The 20,580-nt window shown below is 56.6% G+C and carries 16 protein-coding genes; 10 read left to right on the top strand and 6 right to left on the bottom strand.

From position 1 onward, the window contains the following. Positions 1-9: 9 nt before the first annotated feature. Together R5H23_RS03895 and R5H23_RS03890 are read right to left on the bottom strand one after the other, a co-directional pair. Complete coding sequence (locus R5H23_RS03895; protein WP_317214435.1) at positions 10-1,341, bottom strand: amidohydrolase family protein; 1,332 nt, start codon at positions 1,339-1,341, stop codon at positions 10-12. Continuing rightward, positions 1,338-2,177 (bottom strand): aromatic ring-hydroxylating dioxygenase subunit alpha, encoded by an 840-nt coding sequence (locus R5H23_RS03890; RefSeq protein ID WP_317214434.1) that lies wholly within the window; start codon positions 2,175-2,177, stop codon positions 1,338-1,340. Before R5H23_RS03890 ends, R5H23_RS03895 begins: the two co-directional genes overlap by 4 nt. A gap of 127 nt (positions 2,178-2,304) precedes the next feature. On the opposite strand from R5H23_RS03890, the gene R5H23_RS03885 reads away from it, so the two are divergent. The 8 genes from R5H23_RS03885 (at position 2,305) to R5H23_RS03850 (ending at position 9,671) form a co-directional block, all read left to right on the top strand. Next, positions 2,305-2,532: a hypothetical protein gene (locus R5H23_RS03885; protein ID WP_099212816.1), complete on the top strand. Its 228-nt coding sequence runs from the start codon at positions 2,305-2,307 to the stop codon at positions 2,530-2,532. Continuing rightward, entirely contained in the window at positions 2,529-3,140 is a 612-nt protein-coding gene (locus R5H23_RS03880; RefSeq protein WP_317214433.1) for a Rieske (2Fe-2S) protein, read from the top strand. Before R5H23_RS03885 ends, R5H23_RS03880 begins: the two co-directional genes overlap by 4 nt. After that, a complete protein-coding gene (locus R5H23_RS03875; RefSeq protein ID WP_317214432.1) occupies positions 3,137-3,688 on the top strand; it encodes a glutathione S-transferase C-terminal domain-containing protein in 552 nt (183 codons plus the stop codon). Before R5H23_RS03880 ends, R5H23_RS03875 begins: the two co-directional genes overlap by 4 nt. Further along, positions 3,679-4,782: a BMP family ABC transporter substrate-binding protein gene (locus R5H23_RS03870; RefSeq protein ID WP_086634647.1), complete on the top strand. Its 1,104-nt coding sequence runs from the start codon at positions 3,679-3,681 to the stop codon at positions 4,780-4,782. Before R5H23_RS03875 ends, R5H23_RS03870 begins: the two co-directional genes overlap by 10 nt. Next, a complete protein-coding gene (locus R5H23_RS03865; protein WP_317214431.1) occupies positions 4,775-6,361 on the top strand; it encodes an ABC transporter ATP-binding protein in 1,587 nt (528 codons plus the stop codon). The genes R5H23_RS03870 and R5H23_RS03865 overlap by 8 nt, the downstream gene beginning before the upstream one ends. Further along, the gene (locus R5H23_RS03860; protein ID WP_317214430.1) at positions 6,358-7,404 is read left to right on the top strand and encodes an ABC transporter permease; all 1,047 of its coding nucleotides are present in this window, start codon (positions 6,358-6,360) and stop codon (positions 7,402-7,404) included. Before R5H23_RS03865 ends, R5H23_RS03860 begins: the two co-directional genes overlap by 4 nt. 2 nt (positions 7,405-7,406) lie before the next feature. Further along, positions 7,407-8,342 (top strand): ABC transporter permease, encoded by a 936-nt coding sequence (locus R5H23_RS03855; protein ID WP_317214429.1) that lies wholly within the window; start codon positions 7,407-7,409, stop codon positions 8,340-8,342. A 111-nt stretch (positions 8,343-8,453) separates the two neighbouring features. Further along, positions 8,454-9,671, top strand: a complete 1,218-nt coding sequence (locus R5H23_RS03850; RefSeq protein WP_317214428.1) for a cation:proton antiporter — start codon at positions 8,454-8,456, stop codon at positions 9,669-9,671. Positions 9,672-9,727: 56 nt separating this feature from the next. On the opposite strand, the gene R5H23_RS03845 is transcribed toward R5H23_RS03850, so the two are convergent. Then, positions 9,728-12,361, bottom strand: a complete 2,634-nt coding sequence (locus tag R5H23_RS03845; protein ID WP_317214426.1) for a M1 family metallopeptidase — start codon at positions 12,359-12,361, stop codon at positions 9,728-9,730. A gap of 191 nt (positions 12,362-12,552) precedes the next feature. Further along, a complete protein-coding gene (gene putA, locus R5H23_RS03840; RefSeq protein WP_317214425.1) occupies positions 12,553-16,122 on the bottom strand; it encodes a bifunctional proline dehydrogenase/L-glutamate gamma-semialdehyde dehydrogenase PutA in 3,570 nt (1,189 codons plus the stop codon). A gap of 136 nt (positions 16,123-16,258) precedes the next feature. Between putA and R5H23_RS03835 the strand changes: the two genes are divergently transcribed. Then, positions 16,259-16,711: an Lrp/AsnC ligand binding domain-containing protein gene (locus R5H23_RS03835; RefSeq protein WP_046901941.1), complete on the top strand. Its 453-nt coding sequence runs from the start codon at positions 16,259-16,261 to the stop codon at positions 16,709-16,711. Positions 16,712-16,796: 85 nt separating this feature from the next. Further along, complete coding sequence (locus R5H23_RS03830) at positions 16,797-17,726, top strand: bile acid:sodium symporter family protein (protein ID WP_317214424.1); 930 nt, start codon at positions 16,797-16,799, stop codon at positions 17,724-17,726. On the opposite strand, the gene R5H23_RS03825 is transcribed toward R5H23_RS03830, so the two are convergent. Beyond that, a complete protein-coding gene (locus R5H23_RS03825; protein WP_211496359.1) occupies positions 17,713-18,618 on the bottom strand; it encodes a LysR family transcriptional regulator in 906 nt (301 codons plus the stop codon). The genes R5H23_RS03830 and R5H23_RS03825 overlap by 14 nt on opposite strands. Before the next feature lie 209 nt (positions 18,619-18,827). After that, complete coding sequence (locus R5H23_RS03820) at positions 18,828-20,546, bottom strand: M20/M25/M40 family metallo-hydrolase (protein ID WP_317214608.1); 1,719 nt, start codon at positions 20,544-20,546, stop codon at positions 18,828-18,830. Between the last annotated feature and the right edge of the window lie 34 nt (positions 20,547-20,580).

Raw genomic sequence — 20,580 nt, 5'->3', positions numbered from 1 at the left:
ATCAGTTCCTTATTCCTTGACCAGACGGCCATTGATCCAGACACGATCAATCGTCTCAGGCGAAGCATGACAGACAATTTTCTGGGCACAGCTGGCCGCACTGTCTTGCGATGATAATCGCAGACTGCCTGATGTGCAGCGAAGCTCCAGCGCATCGAACGCCTGTCCGGGCAGGAGTTGCCCACTCGGCACCCCGAGAGCCTCCGCGCCGCCTCGTGTTGCAAGCCAGAACGCTTCCTGAAAATCTATCCTGTGGTTAGGGAGGCCACGTTCTGCCGGAGGAATTTCGGGGTTTGTCCCGCTTTCCAGCATCCGGGACGCCAGAACGGCCTGCCGTGCATTTTCAAAGATGGACGGAGAATACCCGCCTGAAAGGTCTGTGCCCAGCCCACAGTGAACGTGCTCATTGAGAACGTCGCGAACGGGAAGGGCCGCTCCTGCAAAAAAGGCGTTGGAAATCGGGCAGTGGGCAAGTCCGGCATTGCGCTCTTTGACCAGTGTCCGGTCATTCTGGTTCAGGAACCCTGCGTGCGCCAGAATGGTATGGTCTCGCAGGAGACCAAAAGCATCCAGTGCAGACGTGTCTGTCTGGCCTGTTCTCTCCAGAACATGATGATGCTCCCAGTCGCTTTCTGACGCATGGGTCTGCACTCTGACACTCATTTCTGCGGCAAGTGCGCCAAGACCATTCAAAAGCGCGTCGGAGCAGGCAGGAATAAAGCGAGGCGTAATAACAGGCTGGACCAGACCGGCCTCGTTGCCTGGCAAGGCTCGGACGGCATGAATGAAGCGTCGCGTTGCATCGAGAGCGTCCTGAGCGCTGGCCTGACGATAGTCTGGTGGACACAGGTCCGGATGATCCATTGCCACCAGTCCAACGAACCCGCGTTGCCCGTATTTGAGGCATGTGCGGGCAAGAACAAGACTGGCTTCTTCGTGGATCGTGGCAAAATAGAGCGCAGTGGTTGTGCCGTTTCGCAGAAGGGTTTGAACCAGGTCCTCATAAACCGTGGCTGCGAAGGCTGCGTCCGAATAGCGGGCCTCTAGAGGGAAGGTATATGTGCCCAGCCACTCTTCCAGCGGACGATCCAGAGCCGTGCCAGCTTGAGGCCATTGCGGCGCATGAATGTGTAGATCTGTCAGGCCGGGAACGAGGAGGGTGTCGTCTGGTAGGTGAACAAGAGTTTCACTGCTTTGCAGGCCTTGATAGGCCTGTGTGCCGCAGATTGCGCGACGCTGAATGATCCCGTCGTCGCCAACCAGCAGAGCCACATTTTCCAGAAAAGCCTGCTGAGGCGTTCGGGACGCCAGCGCCCGGCCGGTGACGACAAATGCACTCACGACAGAGCACCATACGTCACGCCTTTTCCTTTAAGCCAGCGCCTGTAAGCCACGGACGAACGATCTGCCATGGTCGGAATTTCATATTTTCCGTCCAGTGGCATCAGGCGAGGGCGCTGGTTTTCAAGAATGATCCTGTCCTGAAGAAAAATGAATTGCTGGAATTCAACCAGTCCGTCCAGTGAGGAACTGTCGTCGATCAGGAACATCACTGGGTGCGCCCGGGAACGGGTTGCGGTCATCGGTTGGACGAACAGAGCGATGACGTCCTGTCTCTCGGGGGAGGCCGGGCAGGTTTTATAAAGAAGCGTGGAGAACGGGGCGGCAACTCGATAGGTATAGTCAGTTAAAATCCCGCCGGACGCGGAGAGTGCCGCTTGAGGCTGGAAGAATGTACAGTCGGTTGCCCAGATTTCTGCACCGTCTTCTCGTGTTTCGATCTGATATCGCCGAACTTCGGTTTCAGGCTCTGCCCCAAGAATGTTGGTATGAACAAAGGGGAAGTGGGCCATATCGAGGAAGTTTTCGACGACCCTTAGGCCTGACGAATGTACGGCAATAGACCCACAACATACCTGCCGGCGGTCTGGCTCAGCAGCCTCGGGAATGGCGGGGATATCCCGGACGGGCTCTCCAAGAGACGTCCAGAGATAACCGTAGCGTTCCTGCACGGGGAGGGGGCGATTGCCGCAGAGCGCCTGAAACGCATTGTTTTCGTCGCGGGAGATCTCAATCATCCGGTCGAGCAGCATGGTCTGGAAAGTCACACTTGTCAGATCCCCGACCATAGCCACAGGATACCAGTGTGATAACGTCTCTGGATCGGGGCTGGTCATGGCACGGCAACCTGCTGCTGGTGACGGATGGGAAGAGTTAATCATGCTCCCCGGCATTGATGGAATACAGAATATTGATAAACCGGAAAATTCTTATTGTGAAATGAGATAAGAAAGGCATGATCCAGTGGTTCGGGAGATTCGTTTCGAAGGGCGCTTTGATCCCGAGCTGTTCCGGGATTTTGCTATTGCCCGGGCGCGCCTTCTGGCCGTGGAGATTACAGACATGTCTGTTTCAGATCATTGTTTTTCAGTTCGGCTGGTGGGTGAAGAAGCACTTCTCGGAATGTTCGAGATGGCATGTCTTCTCGGGCCAGCGGGCTGTATTGTGACAGGGACGGAGAGCCTCGGATGACGGGATGGTTTCCAGTTGCTCTCACTATGGATGTTCCCGCTGGAACAGCAGCTCCGGCACGCTTGTCTGGCAAAGAGATTGCTCTTTGGCGTGGCGCGGATGGTGAGATCCATGCCTGGGAAGATCGCTGCCCACACAGAGGAATGCGGCTGAGTTTCGGTTTCGTGCGGAACGGAAATCTGGCTTGTCTCTACCACGGCTGGCAGTTTGGAGCAGATTCAACGTGTCGCCGCATTCCAGCTCATCCTGAACTCCGTGTGCCGGGCACCATTCGCGCGACAGCTTATCAGGTGCAGGAGCGATGCGGAATGATTTGGGTGAGCCTCGATGAGAAGCCATCACTTTCGCACCTGCCGGAAGGCGAGGCGTCAGGCGTTCGGAGCTTGCTGGTTCAGGTGCCTTTGCAAACTGCACGGACGTCTCTCAATATGGAGGCTTCGAACTGGAAGCAGCAGGATAACTGTCTTTTCGCTGTGCATGAACCAGCCGTTGGCCTGACCATGTTGCATGTTGCGTCATGGACTGTCGCCGGGCAGCGGGAGGCTGCGCGACAAGCTGTGCAGCTACGGGACCGTCTGGAAGCTATCAAGGAGACCGTTTTAGCATGAGGTTACGAGACTGGGCACTTGATGACAGATGCTATGCAGTTCGGCTGGGAGCGTCCCTGATGGGAGTGAAGCTGCCTGCCGTCACGGAGGATAGCGCCCTGGAAAGTGGCCCAGCCCTTGAACTCGTCGACGATGTTCTTCATGGCCCGTTAGAGATCCTGAAACGGCTCGTAACGCTTCCAGATGTCCAGCAGGAATGGAATTCCGGAACGGACGAAATGACGTGGGCAGCGAACGCCTTGGACAGCTTTTCCATTATGCGCAGGACGGTCATGCTGGCGTCTCTTCCTGTTGAAAATCCCGCCCAGCTCGCGATGCCATTGATGGGCGAGATTGAAGATCAGCTTGCGGAGAACCGCTTGGACGGCCGATGCTGGGTGTCAGGGGATCATCCAGGAGTTGCCGACATCATGCTGTTTCCAGTCGTTGCCTTGAGCCAGGACCTTGAAGTTCCTTTGGATCTTTATCCGGTAGCTCGAAACTTCATGAGGCACTTCAAGGCGCTGCCTGGGTTCATAACGATGCCGGGAGTGCCGGAATGTCACTGAAAAATCCTCTGATGCTCCCGCGGCGTTCCGTACTGGCTGCTTTGGGCAGCTCGCTTGTGATGCCTTCGGCTCTGAAGGCAGCATCACGTCGTTTTGCGCCCATTCGGGAAGAGGATCTTCTGATTGGCTTTGGGCACACCAGCCCCATCACTGACGGCGGATGGAGCCACGCTCATGATCTGGCGGTTCAAGCCGTTAAACGTGCCTATCCAGCTGTCAAAACCCTCTTTGTCGAGAGCGTGCCTTACTCCGCAGATGCAACCCGCATCTTCCGCCAGTTCGTGGCGGAAGGAGCGCAGATGGTAATTTCCACGTCCAATTATGGAGACTTCATTCGCGACGTCGCCGATCGTGCTCCGGACGTTGCGTTCATGGAGTGTGATGGCCATGCTGTCAGCAATAATCTTGGCTGGTATTATATCACGCACTGGTACGCCAGTTATGTCATTGGTATCGCCGCAGCCCGTCTGAGCAAAACTGGTAAGCTGGGCTACGTGGCCTCGTTCCCGGTTCCCTCCGTCTATGCCAGTGCGAATGCCGTGCTTTTGGGCGCGCGCTCGGTCAATCCACAGGCGACGATGCGTGTCATCTCTATCAATTCGTGGTTTGACCCGCAGGCGGCAACGGAAGCGGGGGCTGCTCTGGTAGACAGTGGCTGTGATTTCCTGTGCGGAATTATGGACGATCCGGGCTATCTGCGTGTCGCGGAGAAACGCGGCGTCTGGGCAGCGATGTGGAACACGGACATGCGTGAGTTCGGGCCCAATGCATATGTCAGCTCTGTCGTGCTGGATTTTGCTGACTACTATATTCAGCAGGTTGGTGCTCGGATCCGGGGAGAGTGGGCGCCGGAGGGACGTTTTCTCACATTGGCCAAAGGCGTCGATCGGGATCGCTGGGGGCAGAACGTTCCCGAGGCTGTACAGAAAGAAGCCGACGCTGCGCGGGACCGGATGCTGGCTGGATGGTCGCCTTTTCAGGGGCCGATCTATGACTCTGAGGGAACGCTGCGGGTTCCAGCAGGCCATGTCATGACTGACATGGAGATGTATAACTGGTCGTGGCAGGTTCAGGGAGTGTCTGGTCTTGGCTGATGTCACGCATGCGTCCAACGCGCCTCCCGCTCATCTTGCAGCAGGAACACCGCCCATTCTGGAGCTGGTGAATATTGCGAAATACTTTCCAGGCGTCATTGCGAACGAAAATGTTTCCCTGAATGTGTTCCCCGGCGAAATTCACGCCCTGTTAGGGGAGAATGGTGCAGGGAAGTCCACATTGATGAACGTGGTGACGGGCCTGTACCAGCCCGATGCCGGGGAGATTATCATTGATGGATATGGGACCACGTTTCCCGCCCCCGACGCAGCCATCGCGGCCGGGATTGGTATGGTTCACCAGCATTTTCGTCTGGTTCCCCGTTTTACCGTCGCTGAAAACCTCCATCTGGGCTGGTCTGAAACACCTCGGCGCCTTGCGGGGAAAGACATTGAAGAGCGTGCCTCCGCACTTTCCAGGAAGTTTGGCCTCCCCATTACACCGTCGGCCGTTGTGTCTTCTTTGTCTGCGGGCGAGCAGCAGCGCGTTGAAATCCTTCGTGTTCTGTCTCGTGGTGCTCGACTTCTTATCCTTGATGAACCAACGGCTGTTCTCAGCCCCGTCGAAGTCGGCGAACTGTTTTCCGCTCTTCGTCGGTTTCGTTCCGAGGGAGGCGCAGTTGTTATCATCAGCCACAAGCTTGATGAGATCATGGCGCTTGCGGACCGGGTTTCCGTTCTGCGGCAGGGGCGACTGGTGGGCACGCATCAGACGTCCGATGTGACGCCTGACAGTCTCGTAACGGAGATGATCGGGCGACCTGTTACGCTTGCAACTTCTTATCCACGGCAGTCTCCTGCTCCGGCAGGCGGTGGGGCTGAACCTCTGTCTCTGAAACAGGTGACAGTGCGGGATGCCGCAGGCGTAGTCCGTTTGGATGATATCAGTCTCGCGCTTCGTCCGGGGGAAGTTCTGGGGATTGCAGGGGTGACGGGGAATGGCCAGCCTGAGCTGGCAGAAGTCCTGACCGGATTGAAGGCGGCTGAGAGCGGAACGGTCTATTTGAATGGCAAGGCTGCCAATCGTGCAGACCCGGCGATGTTTGCGCATGCGGGCGTGGGTCACGTACCGGAAGACCGACTGAAACGTGCCCTAATGCCGGGACTGAGCGTTGCGGAAAACATGGCACTTCGGGAGTATGACCGTCCGCCGATTGGTGGCCGATTCAGCTTCTCCATGGCGCAGGCCCGCAAGTTTGCCCAGATGCTCGCAGACAGGGCAGGGGTGAAGCTTCCGGGAACACAGGTGCAAATTCGCGGGTTGTCTGGCGGCAATCAGCAGAGGCTGGTTCTGGAACGTGAGATCAGGATTGCCAGTCATGTTCTGGTGGCCAGTTATCCCAGCCGGGGTCTGGACATCGGGGCTATCTCAGCCATGAGGGATATGCTCGCCCGTGCGCGTGACGCAGGTGTTGCCGTGGTTCTGATGTCAGAAGATCTGGATGAAATCTTTGCCCTGAGTGATCGTATTGCTGTTCTGTATGCAGGGCGTCTCATGGGGGTCATGGATCGTGCAGACGCAGATCGGGAAAGCATAGGCGCGCTCATGAGTGGCCGTAATCTGTCAGAGGCCGCATGAGCGCCGTATCCCCTCGCACGCGTCTTACAGTTGTTCCGTCTCATCGTATTGCTGTTGGCCGCGGTCTCTCCATCCTTGCTGCTCTGGGCATTGTAGCGATTACGCTCGCCGCGATGGGACGATCTCCGATCGAACTCGCCGGGCTTGTCGTTCGATCGACTGTCGGGTCTCGCTTTGGCATTGAGGACCTCGCACTCTTCATGACACCTCTGATGCTCACAGGGGCGGCAGTTTGGGTCGGGATCCGTGTCAATCTCTGGAATATCGGGGCGGAAGGGCAGCTTTATGCAGGTGCGACGGCAGCGACGGCTGTTGGTCTGTTCACGCATTGGCCCGCAATTGTCGCACTTCCGGCGATGGTTGTAGCTGGCGCTCTGGCGGGAGCGGCATGGATTTTTATTCCCGCTGCGGCCAGAGCCTGGCTTGGCGTCAGTGAGATTGTTACGTCTCTTCTTCTGAACTTCGTGGCCTCGCTGTTTGTCTATTATCTGGCAACCGGACCGTGGGCCGATCGTGTGACTGGTGCCTTGGCCTCAACCGAACGCCTGCATGTGGCACTTCCGGAACTCTGGGGAGCGGTTCATCTGGGGTTCTTGCTCGCATTGGGCATTGTTGTTGGCTTGGGAGTAGGCCTCGCGAAAAGCCGGTTTGGTTATGAAACGGCTGTGTGTGGCTCCAATCCGCAGGCTGCGCACTACGCTGGGATTAAGGTCGCTCCCCGTATTCTGGCTGTGCTGTTGTTGTCAGGCGCTTTGGCCGGGCTGGCTGGTGTGTTTGAAGTCGCGGGAACTGTTCACCGGCTTCAGGGGGGCCTCGCCAATAATTATGGATATCTGGGCATTGTCGTGGCGCTTCTGGCTCGTGGGTCGTGCTTTGCCCTTATTCCTGCCGCGCTTCTGATGGCACTGATTCTGGATACGGGGATTGTTCTCCAGACAACCCAGATCAGTTCTTCCGCCGTTCTTGCCATTACAGGTCTGCTGGTCCTTGCTATTGCGGCCGGAGACGAAATGGCAGCCTATGTCCGTGTGAACAGGAGCTGATCATGGCACTTCTCAGCGATCTTCTCGGTCACGCCGTTCTGTCAGGCGGGGTTCTGGCGCTTGGGGCCCTCGGCGAAGTGATTGCCGAACGTGCAGGTGTTCTAAATCTCGGAGTGGAGGGGCTGATGTCCCTCGGAGCCGTCGTTGCAGTCATGACTGTGAACGCGACGCCTCATCCATGGCTGGGCCTGCTTGCAGCAGGACTGGTTGGTGGGCTGGCAGCAAGTGTGCTGGCGCTCTCCAGCGTTGTACTTCGTGCCAATCAGGTTCTGTGTGGTGTGGCGATCACCTTCCTGGGGCTGGGTCTTAGTTCTGTAATCGGGCGGTCCGTTGCCGGTGTTCCGGTCTCTGCTGTTTTCGAACCAGTCTCCATCCCGGTTCTGTCTGCCATTCCTGTTATCGGACCTGCCTTCTTTAGCCAAAATATTCTCGTTTACCTGATCTATCTCGTCTTTCCCTTAATGGCGCATTTCTGGCTGTTTCGGACGCGTTCGGGCCTGGATCTGCGGGCCGTGGGCGAAAATCCGGCAGCGGCAGACGCGGTTGGGGTGCCCGTCATGAAGTACAGAGCTCTGGCGGTGATTGTTGGTGGCGTTCTGGCCGGTGTGGCTGGCGCTGATCTGACGCTCGCCGTCGTGCCTGTCTGGTCAGACGGGATGATCGCCGGGCGGGGTTGGATTGCAGTGGCGCTGGTGATCTTCGCGGGATACCGCCCAATTGTTGCCGTCTTGTCCGGCCTACTGTTCGGGCTTGTAACGGCAGTAGGGTTCATGGGGCAGGCCAGAGGCTGGCCAGTTGCACCCGCAATCCTGAATACGCTGCCATATCTTGGAACGGTTGCCTGCATTATTGTGCCGATGCTGGCGTTCGCAAAACTGCGCTCTGCCATGGCGGCTCCCGCCGCGCTCGGGACGCCTTATTATCGAAGTGGAAGATAAGCTAACCGGGTGTGGAGTGGGGCGCCAGCAGGCGTCCCAAACACTTTGGTTTGCACCTTTTCCCCATAATCGCGTACTCTGTCTCTTCATTTAGGCATAGAGGGGAGGCTGATGACAAACATTACGGCACTTATTGCAGACGCCGCAGTTTTTGTTTTTCTTCCATGGGTTGTGTGGAGGATACTGAAGAAAACAATACCGATTGTGGTTCTGCCAATACTTGTCGGTATATTGATTTCTGTCTGGCACATTCCTGTAAAATCACTTGGTATTCCGTCGGTTTATGGAAGCGATATTGGATGGGTTGCCGTTCTGGTTCTGGCGTTTACTGCCGGCCTTGAAATGTGGCAGTCCCCGGGAAGCGTGGCGGACGATCACGCCCTGCCAGCGCCGACATTGGGGCGTCTACTAACGGGTGCGGCCGTTGCGCTGGGTGGTCCGCTTCTGGTGGGATCCATACTCGCCTACGAATTTTTTCTGCCACTTCCCGGATGGCATCCGCCACATGCACAGCCTTGGGTCGCCGCAGCGTCTATTGGCCTGTGCATTGCCGTCAGTGCTTTGCCCGTTCTGATCGGCGTGGTGCGTGAGCTTGACCCTTCGCAACGTCCGTTGGGTCAGTTGGCGCTTAAGTTGGCCGTTGTCGACGATGCTGCTCTCTGGATTGGTCTGGCAATGCTTCAGGTTGCCGAGCGTGGGACGGCTGCCCTCCATGGATGGACGGGCCTCGAAGTCCTCGCGATTGCGCTGCTGGTGGGACTGGCATTTGCCGGAAACTGGGCTTCCCGTCATTTCAGGAATCCGCCTTCCGCTGTTATCTGGATTGCGGTGCCGATTTACCTTGCTGCCGGTTCGTGGGCCAGCATGCAGCTCGGTCTGCACGAACTGATTGGCGCTTACTTTGCTGGCGCGATCATGCCGCCGTCGTGGGTTCGGCGGTTGCCCGTTGAGAAGGTGGGAACGTTCTCACTCATCTGGCTCGCCCCGATGTTCTTTGGTCATAGTGGCCTGAATATCGATGGTGATGCTCTGACATGGCCATCCGTGATCGCTTCTCTGTCACTCGTTGCAATCTCGATCGTGACGAAGATTTTGGCGGTCTATATTTACCCGCCTGCATCCGGCCTGAGCAGGCGTCAGGCGTTGAGCGTCGGTGTTCTGTTGCAGTGCAAGGGGCTGATGGAAATTGTTGCTGCAACGATTTTCCACGCCCAGGGCATGATTTCAGAGTTTGCCTTCGCATCTCTGATGGTTCTTGCCGTTATTTCCACGGTCCTGACAGGGCCCATGTTCAAGCTGGTCGCGCCCCGATCTTCTGCGGCGCCTTAAGAGCTTGAAGAGGAGAGGGGAATTAATCCCCTCTCCATAATCATCCTTCAAAACAATCAGTGATGCGTTGCCAGCCAGTCGTGGATCTGTTCCTGAGTGGCTTTAATAGCATCCTGACGGGCATTGATCGTATTGACCGCTTTTGCTGTCGCGATTTTCGCACCTGTTGTCTTCGTGGACCACGGATCGTTCTGAAGTGCTTCAAGGACCTGTGGGTTATTGGAGTGTGCGGCGATTGAGGCCAGGAAGTCATCCTGTGACCACGGAGCCAGATGCGTGCGAATATCTGCCTCATGCTCCTTCACCAGTTGCCACACCAGATCAGGATTTTCGCTCGACGCTGCAATGACGGCCAGTGACCGTGCAATCCGCCCGTTCGGGATGGCTCCGCTATAGGCGAGGGCCACGCTCTTGCGGATCAGATCCGGGTTGGTTGCGCTGGCAAGAGCGGCGAAGTAGCGCAGTTTGAGTTCCGTCGCCTGGGTGGTACGAACTTTCTCAGCCATGAAGTCATATGTCTGGCCATCCGCCGTCTTCATGGCAATGGTCGTAACAGCACCGACAAGATCGGGACGGAGAGAGGCTGGGTTTTCCTTCCAGAGCGCAAAGCGACGCTTGGCTTCCGCAATAACCTGCGGATCGTTGAATGTTCCAAGTGCGCTGATCACCGATGGCCGCAGCATCGTGTCGAGAACGTTCTCGTGCGGTTTTTCGTCCCAGCCCAGACGCGCCAGAACCGGTGCCAGACGGCTGCGAGCATATGTCTGGAAATCATCACGATCGGCATTGCCGATTTCGTACTGATCAATCGTTTCAAGGCGGCTGATGATCTCTTCCAGAACCGCAATGTCGTTCTCATGCGCTGCGGTCAGAGTATCGACCAGATCCAGATAAGACCCAAGTTTGGCCTGCCCTGACCGGAAAAGGGCATACTGGTCCCCGAGCAGGTTGGCGCGATCAACGGGAGCAAATTTGCTGAGGGATGTTGCAAGGGCGCTGAGCGCGTTCTTGTCATAAGAAACACGATAATAGCCGCTCTCGCCAAGATTGAGTTTGAAGGCCGTATCGCAACGGGGTGCTGTGATAGTGACGGGTTCAGTGCCCAGAACAAGGGTTTTTGTCGGAAGTCCGGGGCCGCCAGCCACAACTGGAACGCTCCATGTCAGAGGCTGAGCCTGTGGATCATGGATTGTGAAGCGGCTCTGGGTGAGTGTGTAGGTGGCCTGATCGTTCTGACAGAACGATGTGACGTTAACCTGCGGGATACCCGGCTGCTCCGTAAAGCTGCGCGCCACCTTAGCCACGTCTTCGCCAGACGTGGACGAAAGGGCATTCCACAGATCCTGACTGGTAGCATTGCCGAACGCGTGTGCTTTCATGTAGGCCCGCATGCCATCACGGAATTTGTCTTCACCCAGCCAGCCTTCCAGCATCCGAATGACCAGCTCGCCTTTGCCATAGCTGATGCTGTCAAACGCTGAATTTGCTTCACTGACGTTGTGAATGGTCTGCTGGATCGGATGGGTCGTTGAAAGGGCATCAATGCCCATCGTTTCTTCGCGGGTCTCATGCTGGCGTGGCCAGATGTCCCACTGTGGGTTCAGCTTGTCCGTGACCTTGATTTCCATCCAGGACGCAAAGCCCTCGTTGAGCCAGATGTTGTTCCACCAGCCCATCGTCACAAGATCGCCAGACCACTGATGCGCCATCTCATGCGCAACGACTTCGTGAATCAGCTCGCGCGTTTTGGGCGTGCTGTTTTTCGGGTCAAACAGAAGCACATTGTCGATGTATGTGAGAGCGCCCCAGTTCTCCATCGCACCGGCCTGATAATTCCCTGGAATGGCCAGCATATCCATCTTCGGGAGAGGATATTTTACCCCGAAATAGCTGTTGTAATACGGCAGAATGCGCTGGGCTGATTCAAGAGCATACCGACCCTGTTCCTCAAGGCCGGCCGGGGCATAAACACTCAGGGGTGTGCCATCAGCCTCTCCATGAACGGCTCCCATGTCACCGGCAACAAGTGCCAGCAGGTAGCTGGACATGCGAGGTGTTGGGGCAAAGGAAACGCGCTTGGTCTTCGTGTCCTGCTGCGTGGTGCCGATAATGGGCATATTGCTGACAGCAACATCATCAAACGGCAACGTCACATTCAGCTGGAAGCTGGCCTTGAATGCGGGTTCATCCCATCCGGGGAACATGCGGCGGGCATCAGCAACTTCGAACTGCGTCACCAGCATGCGGCGTGCCTGACCGGTGGCTGACGTATAATCGTTGATGTAGAGGCCATTTGGCGTCTTGAGAATTGGGCCTGTGTAATTGATGGAAAGAGTGTGGGGGCCCTTGGGAACAGGCTGTGAGAAATGCAGCGTGGCAGTTTCTGCAGCGTCATCCTGTGTGATGGTCGCATGCTGCGTCCCATCCAGAAGGGCGCCAGACAGCTTTAGTCCTGCCTGATTGAGAACAATGTCCTGCGTATCTGTTAGAAGCGTGACGTCGATGGTCTCCTGGCCCTTGAGGGTCAGATGCTCCGGGTCTGTTTCGAGATCGATGGCATAGGAGGCCGGAACAACGGTTTTGGGAAGCTGGCCAGGAGTTTGCTGGAAGGAAAACGTTCCTTCGGCATGCGCCACCATGGCAAAGGGAAGACCGGCAAGAAGGGTGCTGAAAGCCAGAAGGCGGCGCATAACGATGCGTATCCTTAATCAGTCAGAATATTGAAGAAACAGCGTAATGCTTTGTTTCAATGGTGGCGCAAGGGTCGCACACTCGGTCCTGACATGAAAGTGGGAGGCAGGTTTGATGCGTCTGTCTCTTTGAGCCAAGGCCTCCCACCGCAGCCTTTATGACCACGATGGAAGTGTGTCTCGTGTGAATACTAAACCGTCGCCATAAGAGCTGCATTTCCGCCAGCAGCCGTCGTATTGGTGCTACAGGCCCGCTCCTGAACCAGCCATTCCAGTGGGTAACGTCCGTCTGCGTCTGGTGTGTGCAGGCAGACTACCGGTCCGTCTTTACGTTCCAGTGCTGCCAAGACCTGCTTGCGGTCTGTTGCATCGCCATTGCACAGCGCCACATCCACCTGAACGTCTGTTGAGAGTGGTAGGATAGAGGCTCCCAAGGCCGCAGGCGGTGGGGGCAAACGGCGCCAGATTTCCGCAGGGATCGCACAGGCGTTTCCAGTAGAGAGGGCATCGGTGATTTGCTGACACAGATCCTCAAGTGTAGGCCCTGCGCACAGCACGGTGCCTCGTGCTGTCAAAGTGTAAACGTTGTCTTCTCCGACAGGGCCGGGGAGGGAAAGGGTTGTTCCCAAAGGCGTTCCGGCAGGCACAACGGCTCTGAAGTCTGGTGCTATGGCCCTTAACCACTGCCCGGCAAAATTCAGAACAACTGGCAGGTCATGGTGCGCCAGAGCACCTAGTTCAGGGCGTCGGGACAGAAGGCGACGCAGGTAAAGCGGACCACCTGCCTTCGGGCCGGTTCCGGAAAGGTCATGCCCCCCAAACGGCTGAGACCCGACGACGGCACCCACAAGGTTACGGTTGACGTAGATATTTCCCGCATCTGAGGTGGCTTTAAGGTCTTCAATCGTGCTGTCGATGCGTGAGTGGACGCCGAAGGTCAGGGCATAACCGGTGTTGTTGATGGCTGCCATCAACTGCGAGCGCTCTTCGCGACGATATCTGACGACGTGCAGAACCGGCCCAAAAACCTCACGGCGCAGGGCTGACAAATTGTCGATTTCAATCAGGGTCGGCGGCACAAAGGTCCCGTTTGCGCACTCTTCAGAAGTTGCAGACTGATGGATCGAAAAACCACGAGCGCGCATGTCTTCAATATGGCTGAGAATTCCGCTCTGAGCCTCTTCTGTGATGACTGGCCCGACATCTGTCTGCGGGAGAGCTGGATTTCCCGTACGCAGTTCTGCCATCGCCCCTTTGAGCATCGTCAAAACACGATCTGCGCTATCGTTTTGCAGGCACAGTACCCGGAGTGCGCTGCATCGCTGTCCGGCACTGTCAAAGGCGGAAGACAGCACATCCCCGACGACCTGTTCGGACAGAGCCGAGCTGTCCACAACAAGTGCATTCTGGCCGCCCGTTTCCGCAATCAGAGGAAGAGGTGTGCCATCTGCATTCAGGCGCCCGGCGAGCTGCTTTTGGATCAGCTTTGCGACTTCCGTCGAGCCCGTGAACAGAACGCCGGTTATGCAGGGATCGGCGACGAGCGCCGCTCCGATTTCGCCGCCACCTGGAACAAGTTGTAGGGCTTCTGCTGGCACTCCGGCATCATGGAGAATGCGGATAGCTTCTTGCGCAATGAGAGGCGTTTCTTCCGCAGGTTTGGCGAGAACGCTGTTCCCGGCTGCTAGGGAAGCAGAAACCTGCCCCAGAAAAATGGCGAGAGGGAAGTTCCAGGGGCTAATGCAGACGACGGGACCCAGTGGCGCAGCATTGTCAGCAGTAAATTCACGGCGGATCTGGGCAGCATAATAGCGTAGGAAGTCTACAGCCTCGCGGATTTCAGACACCGCATTGGCAAGGGTCTTTCCGGCTTCCCGGATAATCAGTCCCATCAGTCTGGGCATGTCGTCTTCGAGGCTCTGAGCGGCCTTCTCCAGACATGTAGCGCGTTCGGAGACTGGTGTGTTCTTCCAGACATCAAAACCCGTTACGGCTTTGCTGATGACAGCCCCTACGCTTTCGACAGCCGTGGGTTTGATACACCCAATGACATCTGACTTGTCGGCAGGATTAACGACATCCTCGCCCGCTGTTTCACCAAATGAGGCCTCCTTACTCAGGGCAATACCAAGTGTTTTCAGAGTGTTTTCGTCTGCAAGATCCAGCCCATGCGAGTTTTCACGCTCAGGCTGGAAAAGGTCGCTTGGTAGGCGCAGGGTGCTGGGGAGGGCATTGGCGGAGAGCGTGACTGGGTCGGTAATCAGCTCTTCCACCGAAACTGCGGGATCCTGAATTCGGTTCACAAAGGACGAATTCGCGCCATTTTCCAGTAGGCGGCGTACGAGATAGGCCAAGAGCGTTTCATGCGTGCCCACAGGAGCATAGACACGGACAGGCCGATTCAGCTTTTCTGGACCAACAACTTCTTTGTACAGTGTTTCTCCCATGCCGTGCAGGCATTGAAACTCATAGGACTCAGTCGTGAAATTCGGGCCTGCCAAGGCGTGAATGCTGGCTAGTGTTTGTGCGTTATGCGTTGCAAACTGTGGGAAAATGGCGTCTGGAGCAGCCAGAAGCTTCTTGGCGCAGGCAATGTAGGAAATGTCGGTATGGATCTTCTGCGTGAAGAGCGGAAAATCGTCCATCCCATCAACCTGGGCACGTTTGATTTCACTGTCCCAATAGGCACCCTTAACCAGCCGGACCATCAGGCGGTGATTTGTGCGACGGGCCAGATCAATCACCCAGTCGAGTACGAACGGCGCACGCTTCTGATAAGCCTGAACAACGAAGCCAATGCCCTTCCAGTCTTTCAGGGCTGGGTCGAAACAAAGCGTTTCCAGCAGGTCCAGAGAGAGCTCCAGCCGGTCTGTCTCTTCAGCGTCAATGTTGAAGCCGATATCATAGTGACAGGCAAGGCGCGCAAGTGCTGTCAGGCGAGGGCCCAACTCGGCGAGAACGCGTTCCCTCTGGAGGCGGCTATAGCGCGGATGAAGGGCAGACAGCTTGACTGAAATACCGGGGCCTTGATAGGTGCCTGCACCCGCTGAGGCCTGGCCAATAGCGTGAATGGCCGTTTCATAATCACGGTAATACCGATCAGCGTCCGCCATGGTCGTGGCGGCTTCTCCCAGCATGTCGTAGGAGTAACGGAATCCCTTTGCGACAAGGGGTTTGCTGTTTTCGAGCGCGTTCGCGATGGTTTGGCCGGTTACAAACTGCTCACCCATCATGCGCATTGCCATATCGACGCCCTTGCGGATCACAGGCTCACCGCACCGTCCGATCAGGCGTTTGAGGCTTCCCGGGAGCGCTTTCGTCTCTTCCGTCGACAGGACCTTGCCGGAGACGACCAGTCCCCAGGTCGCTGCGTTTACGAACAGGGAAGACTTTCGACTGATGTGCTCATGCCACTGACCGTTCCCGATCTTGTCGCGAATGAGGGCGTCACGTGTGGGAAGGTCAGGGATACGCAGCAGGGCCTCCGCCAGGCACATCAGGGCGACACCCTCCTGAGAGGAGAGATCGTATTCCTGCACCAGATCCTGAACGATGCCGCTACTGCGGCCTTGACGAAGAGCTTCGACCAAACGCCTTGCTGTCTGACGGGCGAGGGCAGCCTGATCGTCCCCAAGGCGAGCCTCATGCGAAAGCTCCGTCACCCGCGGGGCTTCCGCTACACGGGTGTGGTCGGTGATGGCCTGACGTAACGGAGACCGCGGCGGAACGATGGCTGCAAGGGACGCGAAAGGTGAGGTCATGAGGATACCGCTGTTCTGATGGTCTCTCACAGATATTGAAACGTTTACGAAACAGGTGCTGGTATTTTAAGAGAGACGACGAATTAAATTCGGTTTATCGAATTTATGGAAAATTATATTTAGCAGGTGGTGCGAAGTGGATGACATAGATCGCAGAATTCTGAGGTTTCTTCAGAAGGATGGCCGCATCACGAACATTGATCTGTCACGGCAGATTCATCTGAGCCCGGCCGCTACGCTGGAGCGCGTCAAAAAGCTGGAGCAAAGCGGGGTAATCCGCGGTTATATGGCCCGTCTTGACCCTGAAACCGTCAATCTTGGGCTGCTTGTTTTCATTCAGGTCACGCTGGATCGGACCAGTCCGGATATTTTCGAGGCCTTCTCCAAAGCACTCAAAACCATTCCTCAGGTCAGTGAGTGTTATATGGTTGCAGGCGGGTTTGACTATCTGGTGAAGGCGCGGGTCAAGGATATGACCGCATATCGTAATTTTCTGGGGAAAACCCTGACCCGGCTCCCGGGGGTTCGGCAGACGCATACCTATACCGTCATGGAAGAGGTCAAAGCCGATCCCGAATTGCCGATCTGACGGCCATCATTTTCCCAAGTAGGCAGGATGACGGTATGAGGAACGTTACCTTACCCGTGTTCTAACAATGGAGACGCTCTGCCAGATGATGACGCGCCTTTTCCCGGTCTGGGCCATTCTGGTCTCGCTGGCAGCCATCGTGCTTCCCGCGCCGTTCCTGAAACTGTTGCCGGTCATCACACCGCTGCTCGCGTTCATCATGTTTACGATGGGTGTGTCTCTGACAGTGCAGGATTTTTCCCGCATAGCCCGGCGCCCTTATCCTGTTCTGGCAGGTGTAGGATTGCATTATCTCGTCATGCCTTTGGCAGCATGGGGGATTGCACATCTGCTCGGTATGCCTCCCGGTCTGGCGACAGGCATGGTTCTTGTGGGCTGTGTCTCTAGCGGCACAGCGTCCAACGTGATGATCTTTCTTTCCAAAGGGGACGTCGCGCTGTCAGTCAGTATTAGTGCCCTGTCTACTTTGGTGGGAATTTTTGCAACACCATTACTGACACGACTGTATGTGTCTGCGGGTGTCTCTGTTGATAGCTGGGGGTTGTTCCGAAGCATCATTACCATGGTTGCGTTACCGGTTTTTGCCGGTGTGATTGTCAATACGCTGTGGCATCGGACCATCCAGCGGATTGAGAGCGCCTTGCCGCCCGTGGCCATGGTGTCCATTTTGCTGATCATTGGTTGCGTCGTCGCTGGCGCCGGTCCCTCCTTGGCTCAAGCTGGCCCCCTTTTGATCCTGGGCGTTATTCTGCATAATGCGATTGGCTTATTGGGGGGATACTGGGGCGGCAGGCTTCTGGACTTCGATGAGTCCGTCTGCCGAACGCTTGCGCTTGAAGTCGGGATGCAGAACTCGGCGCTCGCCGCAACCTTGGGCCGTCTTTACTTCTCACCCCTTGCGGCGCTTCCAGGGGCAGTTTTCTCTGTCTGGCACAATGTGTCCGGCTCCGTTCTGGCCGCGTACTGGGCCGCGCGGCCTCTCAGTAAGGGCACGTCACGGATCAAGGCACCTTGAGATAATCCTGTATTCGCGGAACCATGAAATCAAGAAAGGCACGCACTCGCGGTGGGCTCTGATGTCCTGCAGGGAAGAGGGCATGAATGTCTTCTTCGTCCTGGATCGTGGCATCACTCAGAACTTCAACCAAACGGCCAGTCTTCAGGTCTTCACGGACATGATACTCCCCAAGCCGTGCCAGCCCGACGCCTTGCAGGGCCATACGCCTTACCGTTTCACCATTATTCGCCAGAAGGGGACCGTGCACGCGGCGGTCAATCAGCCGCCCTTTTTCCTGAAACGGCCAGACAGGGGTTGTGCGCTGGAAGTTAAACCCAAGGCATTGATGGCTGTCTAAATCCGCAACGGTCTGAGGCGTTCCGTGGCGTTCAAGATAGGTGGGTGAGGCTACAATCCTGCGTGGCACCGCCCCCAGGTGACGGACTGTGAGGCCTGAATCCTGTAGTCGGCCGACACGGAAAGCCACGTCTGTCCGGTCAAGGTAAAGGTCTGTTACGTCGTCAGAAAGTGAGAGATCAATTAGGATTTCTGGATAGGCATTCCAGAACGCGGGGAGGAATGGCTCCAGTCCAAGGGTGCCGAACGCAACGGACGCATTGACCCGGACTGTCCCTCTGGGCTGCATGGTTCCCGTTGTGAGGCTACGTTCAATATCATCGAGATCCGCTATCAGGCTGACAGCACGCGTATAATAGGTCTGTCCTTCCTGCGTTACGGAAAGGCGGCGGGTCGAGCGTTCGATCAGGCGGACACCCAGACGGGCTTCAATTCTGGCGATGAGCTTGCTGACGGTTGACGGCGTCATGACCAGCAGCCGGGCGGCTTCCGAGAAACTGCCGCTTTCGACTACCCGTAGAAAAACCTGCATTTCGCCAACGCGATTGTCCATCTCGATCTCATCTGTGAACGGGTTGCAGGGACTTTATTTAAAGCGCGCAAATTTTAAGGCGCGCATGACGCCAAGGGTGGATTGTCAGCTGCTTGAACAAGGCCGCTGGAAATGTTCTTCGCTACGAAACAAATTAAGAGATTTCCAGAATATATCGTTTAAAATCAAAATTCAGGCGGCTCTTTCTCCGAGCCGCCTGAACCTGAAGTTTAGTGAGCTGAACGAACGTCGTTGCTCTTTTCACGGATAGCCCGGAACTCGGAGCCACCTTTCCATGTCGGCCAATCATGCGAGAAGGCCGCATTATATCCGACCTGGCGGACAACATCGACGTCCTGCGCTGCACCTCGGACGTCCCAGTCAGGGCTCCAGGCATCGCAGGCCTGATGATAGCAGGCCATATACGCCGTCAGCCATTTGCTACCTGCGGCTGTTCCACCCTGAAGAAGATCGAACGGGCCCGCCATATCCATAACCGCGAGAACGGGCACGCCAGCGCGAGCGAAGGGCAGATGGTCCGCACGGTAGAAGGCTCCGCGCTCTGGCATGGCTTCCGGCTGGGTTGTACGGCCCTGCTTGAGGGCTGCGGCTGCGAAGTCGTCCTGCAGAGTGTCCTGTCCAGCGCCAATAATGAAGGCATTATGAGCTGGGCCTGCCATCTGCAGTACATCCATGGTCAGGTTAGCCGCAGTCTTGTTCAGCGGTGCTAGCGGATGGGCGACATACCAACTCGATCCCAGAAGGCCACGCTCTTCACCGGTCCAGGATGCAAAACTGACAGTCCGTTTTGGCTTTGGCCCGTTCTTGAAAGCTCGTGCGATTTCCAGAACGGCTGCAATACCCGAACCATCGTCAATCGCTCCGCGCCGAATAACGGTCTTGCCTGCGGCGTCAGTGCTTTTACCAAACGCATCCCAGTGCGCGCCGAACATCACGGTTTCGTCGGGATAATCCGTACCCGTGATCTTGCCGATGACGTTCTGGCTCTGGAGGTGATCGACCTTGACCGGCATGTCCACTGAAAGCGTCGTGTCATGAATGTTGACCGGATGGAAATCGGGCGAACGCGCCTGACGACGCAGACGGTTAAGATCCAGCCCGGCGCGCGCAAACAATGTTTTGGCTGCATTGCCTTCAATCCAGCCGATCATCGGTACGGACTTCAGGTCCTTATCGTCGTGAAGAATGTCATACTCTTCACCCTGAGGTGCGACGACCGTGCTCCAGGGATAGGATGCGCCCGGCGTATCATGAATGATCAGCGCTCCGGCTGCACCACGACGGGCTGCTTCTTCAAACTTGTAGGTCCAGCGGCCGTAATACGTCATGGTCTTGCCGCCAAAGCGGCCAGCGACAGGCTCTTCCGGTCCAGCATCGAAATCAGGATCATTCACCAGGAAGACCGCAATCTTGCCGTGTAGATCAACTTGCTTAAAGTCATTCCAGCGACGTTCCGGCGCCGTCACACCATAGCCCACAAAAACCAGAGGGACGTTTGACAGCTGAAGGCGTTCGATCGGCTGGAGCGTCGACATGACGATATCTGTCAGCTGATGAAGCGGCAGAGCAGTCTGACCCCGTGTATTGATCGTGGCGATTGCTTTCGGATCAGGACGGGTACGGATCATGGGGACATTCTGGGTCCATCCGCCATTTTCGCCGCCAGGTTCCAGTCCAAGCTTCTGGTACTGATCAATCAGCCACTTGACCGTGACGGCCTCACCTGGGGTGCCAGGGGCGCGTCCTTCAAATGCGTCCGAAGCCAGAACCCGCATTGTCTCCGACATTCGAGCCGGGTCGATAGGGCCGGAGGCACCTGCGTCAGACGCTGCGTGGGCCCCGGAAACGCCGATCGCGAGCGGAGCTATGGCAAAAGCGGCAAGAGCGGTAGCCAATTTCAGGCGGTTTCGAAGGGAAGATTTGTGCATCATGTCCTCAGTCTTTGTCATAACGCGTGTCTGA

Origin of the sequence: Gluconobacter sp. GP1, assembly GCF_032913585.1 — a bacterium.
GTDB lineage: Bacteria > Pseudomonadota > Alphaproteobacteria > Acetobacterales > Acetobacteraceae > Gluconobacter > Gluconobacter cerinus.
This window is presented reverse-complemented; position numbering and strand designations above follow the sequence as displayed.

Excerpts from the sequence above, each read along its gene's own strand:
- R5H23_RS03890 (WP_317214434.1), bottom strand. The coding sequence starts at position 2,177 with ATGACCAGCCCCGATCCAGAGACGTTATCACACTGGTATCCTGTGGCT.
- R5H23_RS03880 (WP_317214433.1), top strand. The coding sequence starts at position 2,529 with ATGACGGGATGGTTTCCAGTTGCTCTCACTATGGATGTTCCCGCTGGA.
- R5H23_RS03875 (WP_317214432.1), top strand. The coding sequence starts at position 3,137 with ATGAGGTTACGAGACTGGGCACTTGATGACAGATGCTATGCAGTTCGG.
- R5H23_RS03870 (WP_086634647.1), top strand. The coding sequence starts at position 3,679 with ATGTCACTGAAAAATCCTCTGATGCTCCCGCGGCGTTCCGTACTGGCT.
- R5H23_RS03860 (WP_317214430.1), top strand. The coding sequence starts at position 6,358 with ATGAGCGCCGTATCCCCTCGCACGCGTCTTACAGTTGTTCCGTCTCAT.
- R5H23_RS03855 (WP_317214429.1), top strand. The coding sequence starts at position 7,407 with ATGGCACTTCTCAGCGATCTTCTCGGTCACGCCGTTCTGTCAGGCGGG.
- R5H23_RS03850 (WP_317214428.1), top strand. The coding sequence starts at position 8,454 with ATGACAAACATTACGGCACTTATTGCAGACGCCGCAGTTTTTGTTTTT.
- R5H23_RS03845 (WP_317214426.1), bottom strand. The coding sequence starts at position 12,361 with ATGCGCCGCCTTCTGGCTTTCAGCACCCTTCTTGCCGGTCTTCCCTTT.
- putA (WP_317214425.1), bottom strand. The coding sequence starts at position 16,122 with ATGACCTCACCTTTCGCGTCCCTTGCAGCCATCGTTCCGCCGCGGTCT.
- R5H23_RS03830 (WP_317214424.1), top strand. The coding sequence starts at position 16,797 with ATGATGACGCGCCTTTTCCCGGTCTGGGCCATTCTGGTCTCGCTGGCA.
- R5H23_RS03825 (WP_211496359.1), bottom strand. The coding sequence starts at position 18,618 with ATGGACAATCGCGTTGGCGAAATGCAGGTTTTTCTACGGGTAGTCGAA.
- R5H23_RS03820 (WP_317214608.1), bottom strand. The coding sequence starts at position 20,546 with ATGCACAAATCTTCCCTTCGAAACCGCCTGAAATTGGCTACCGCTCTT.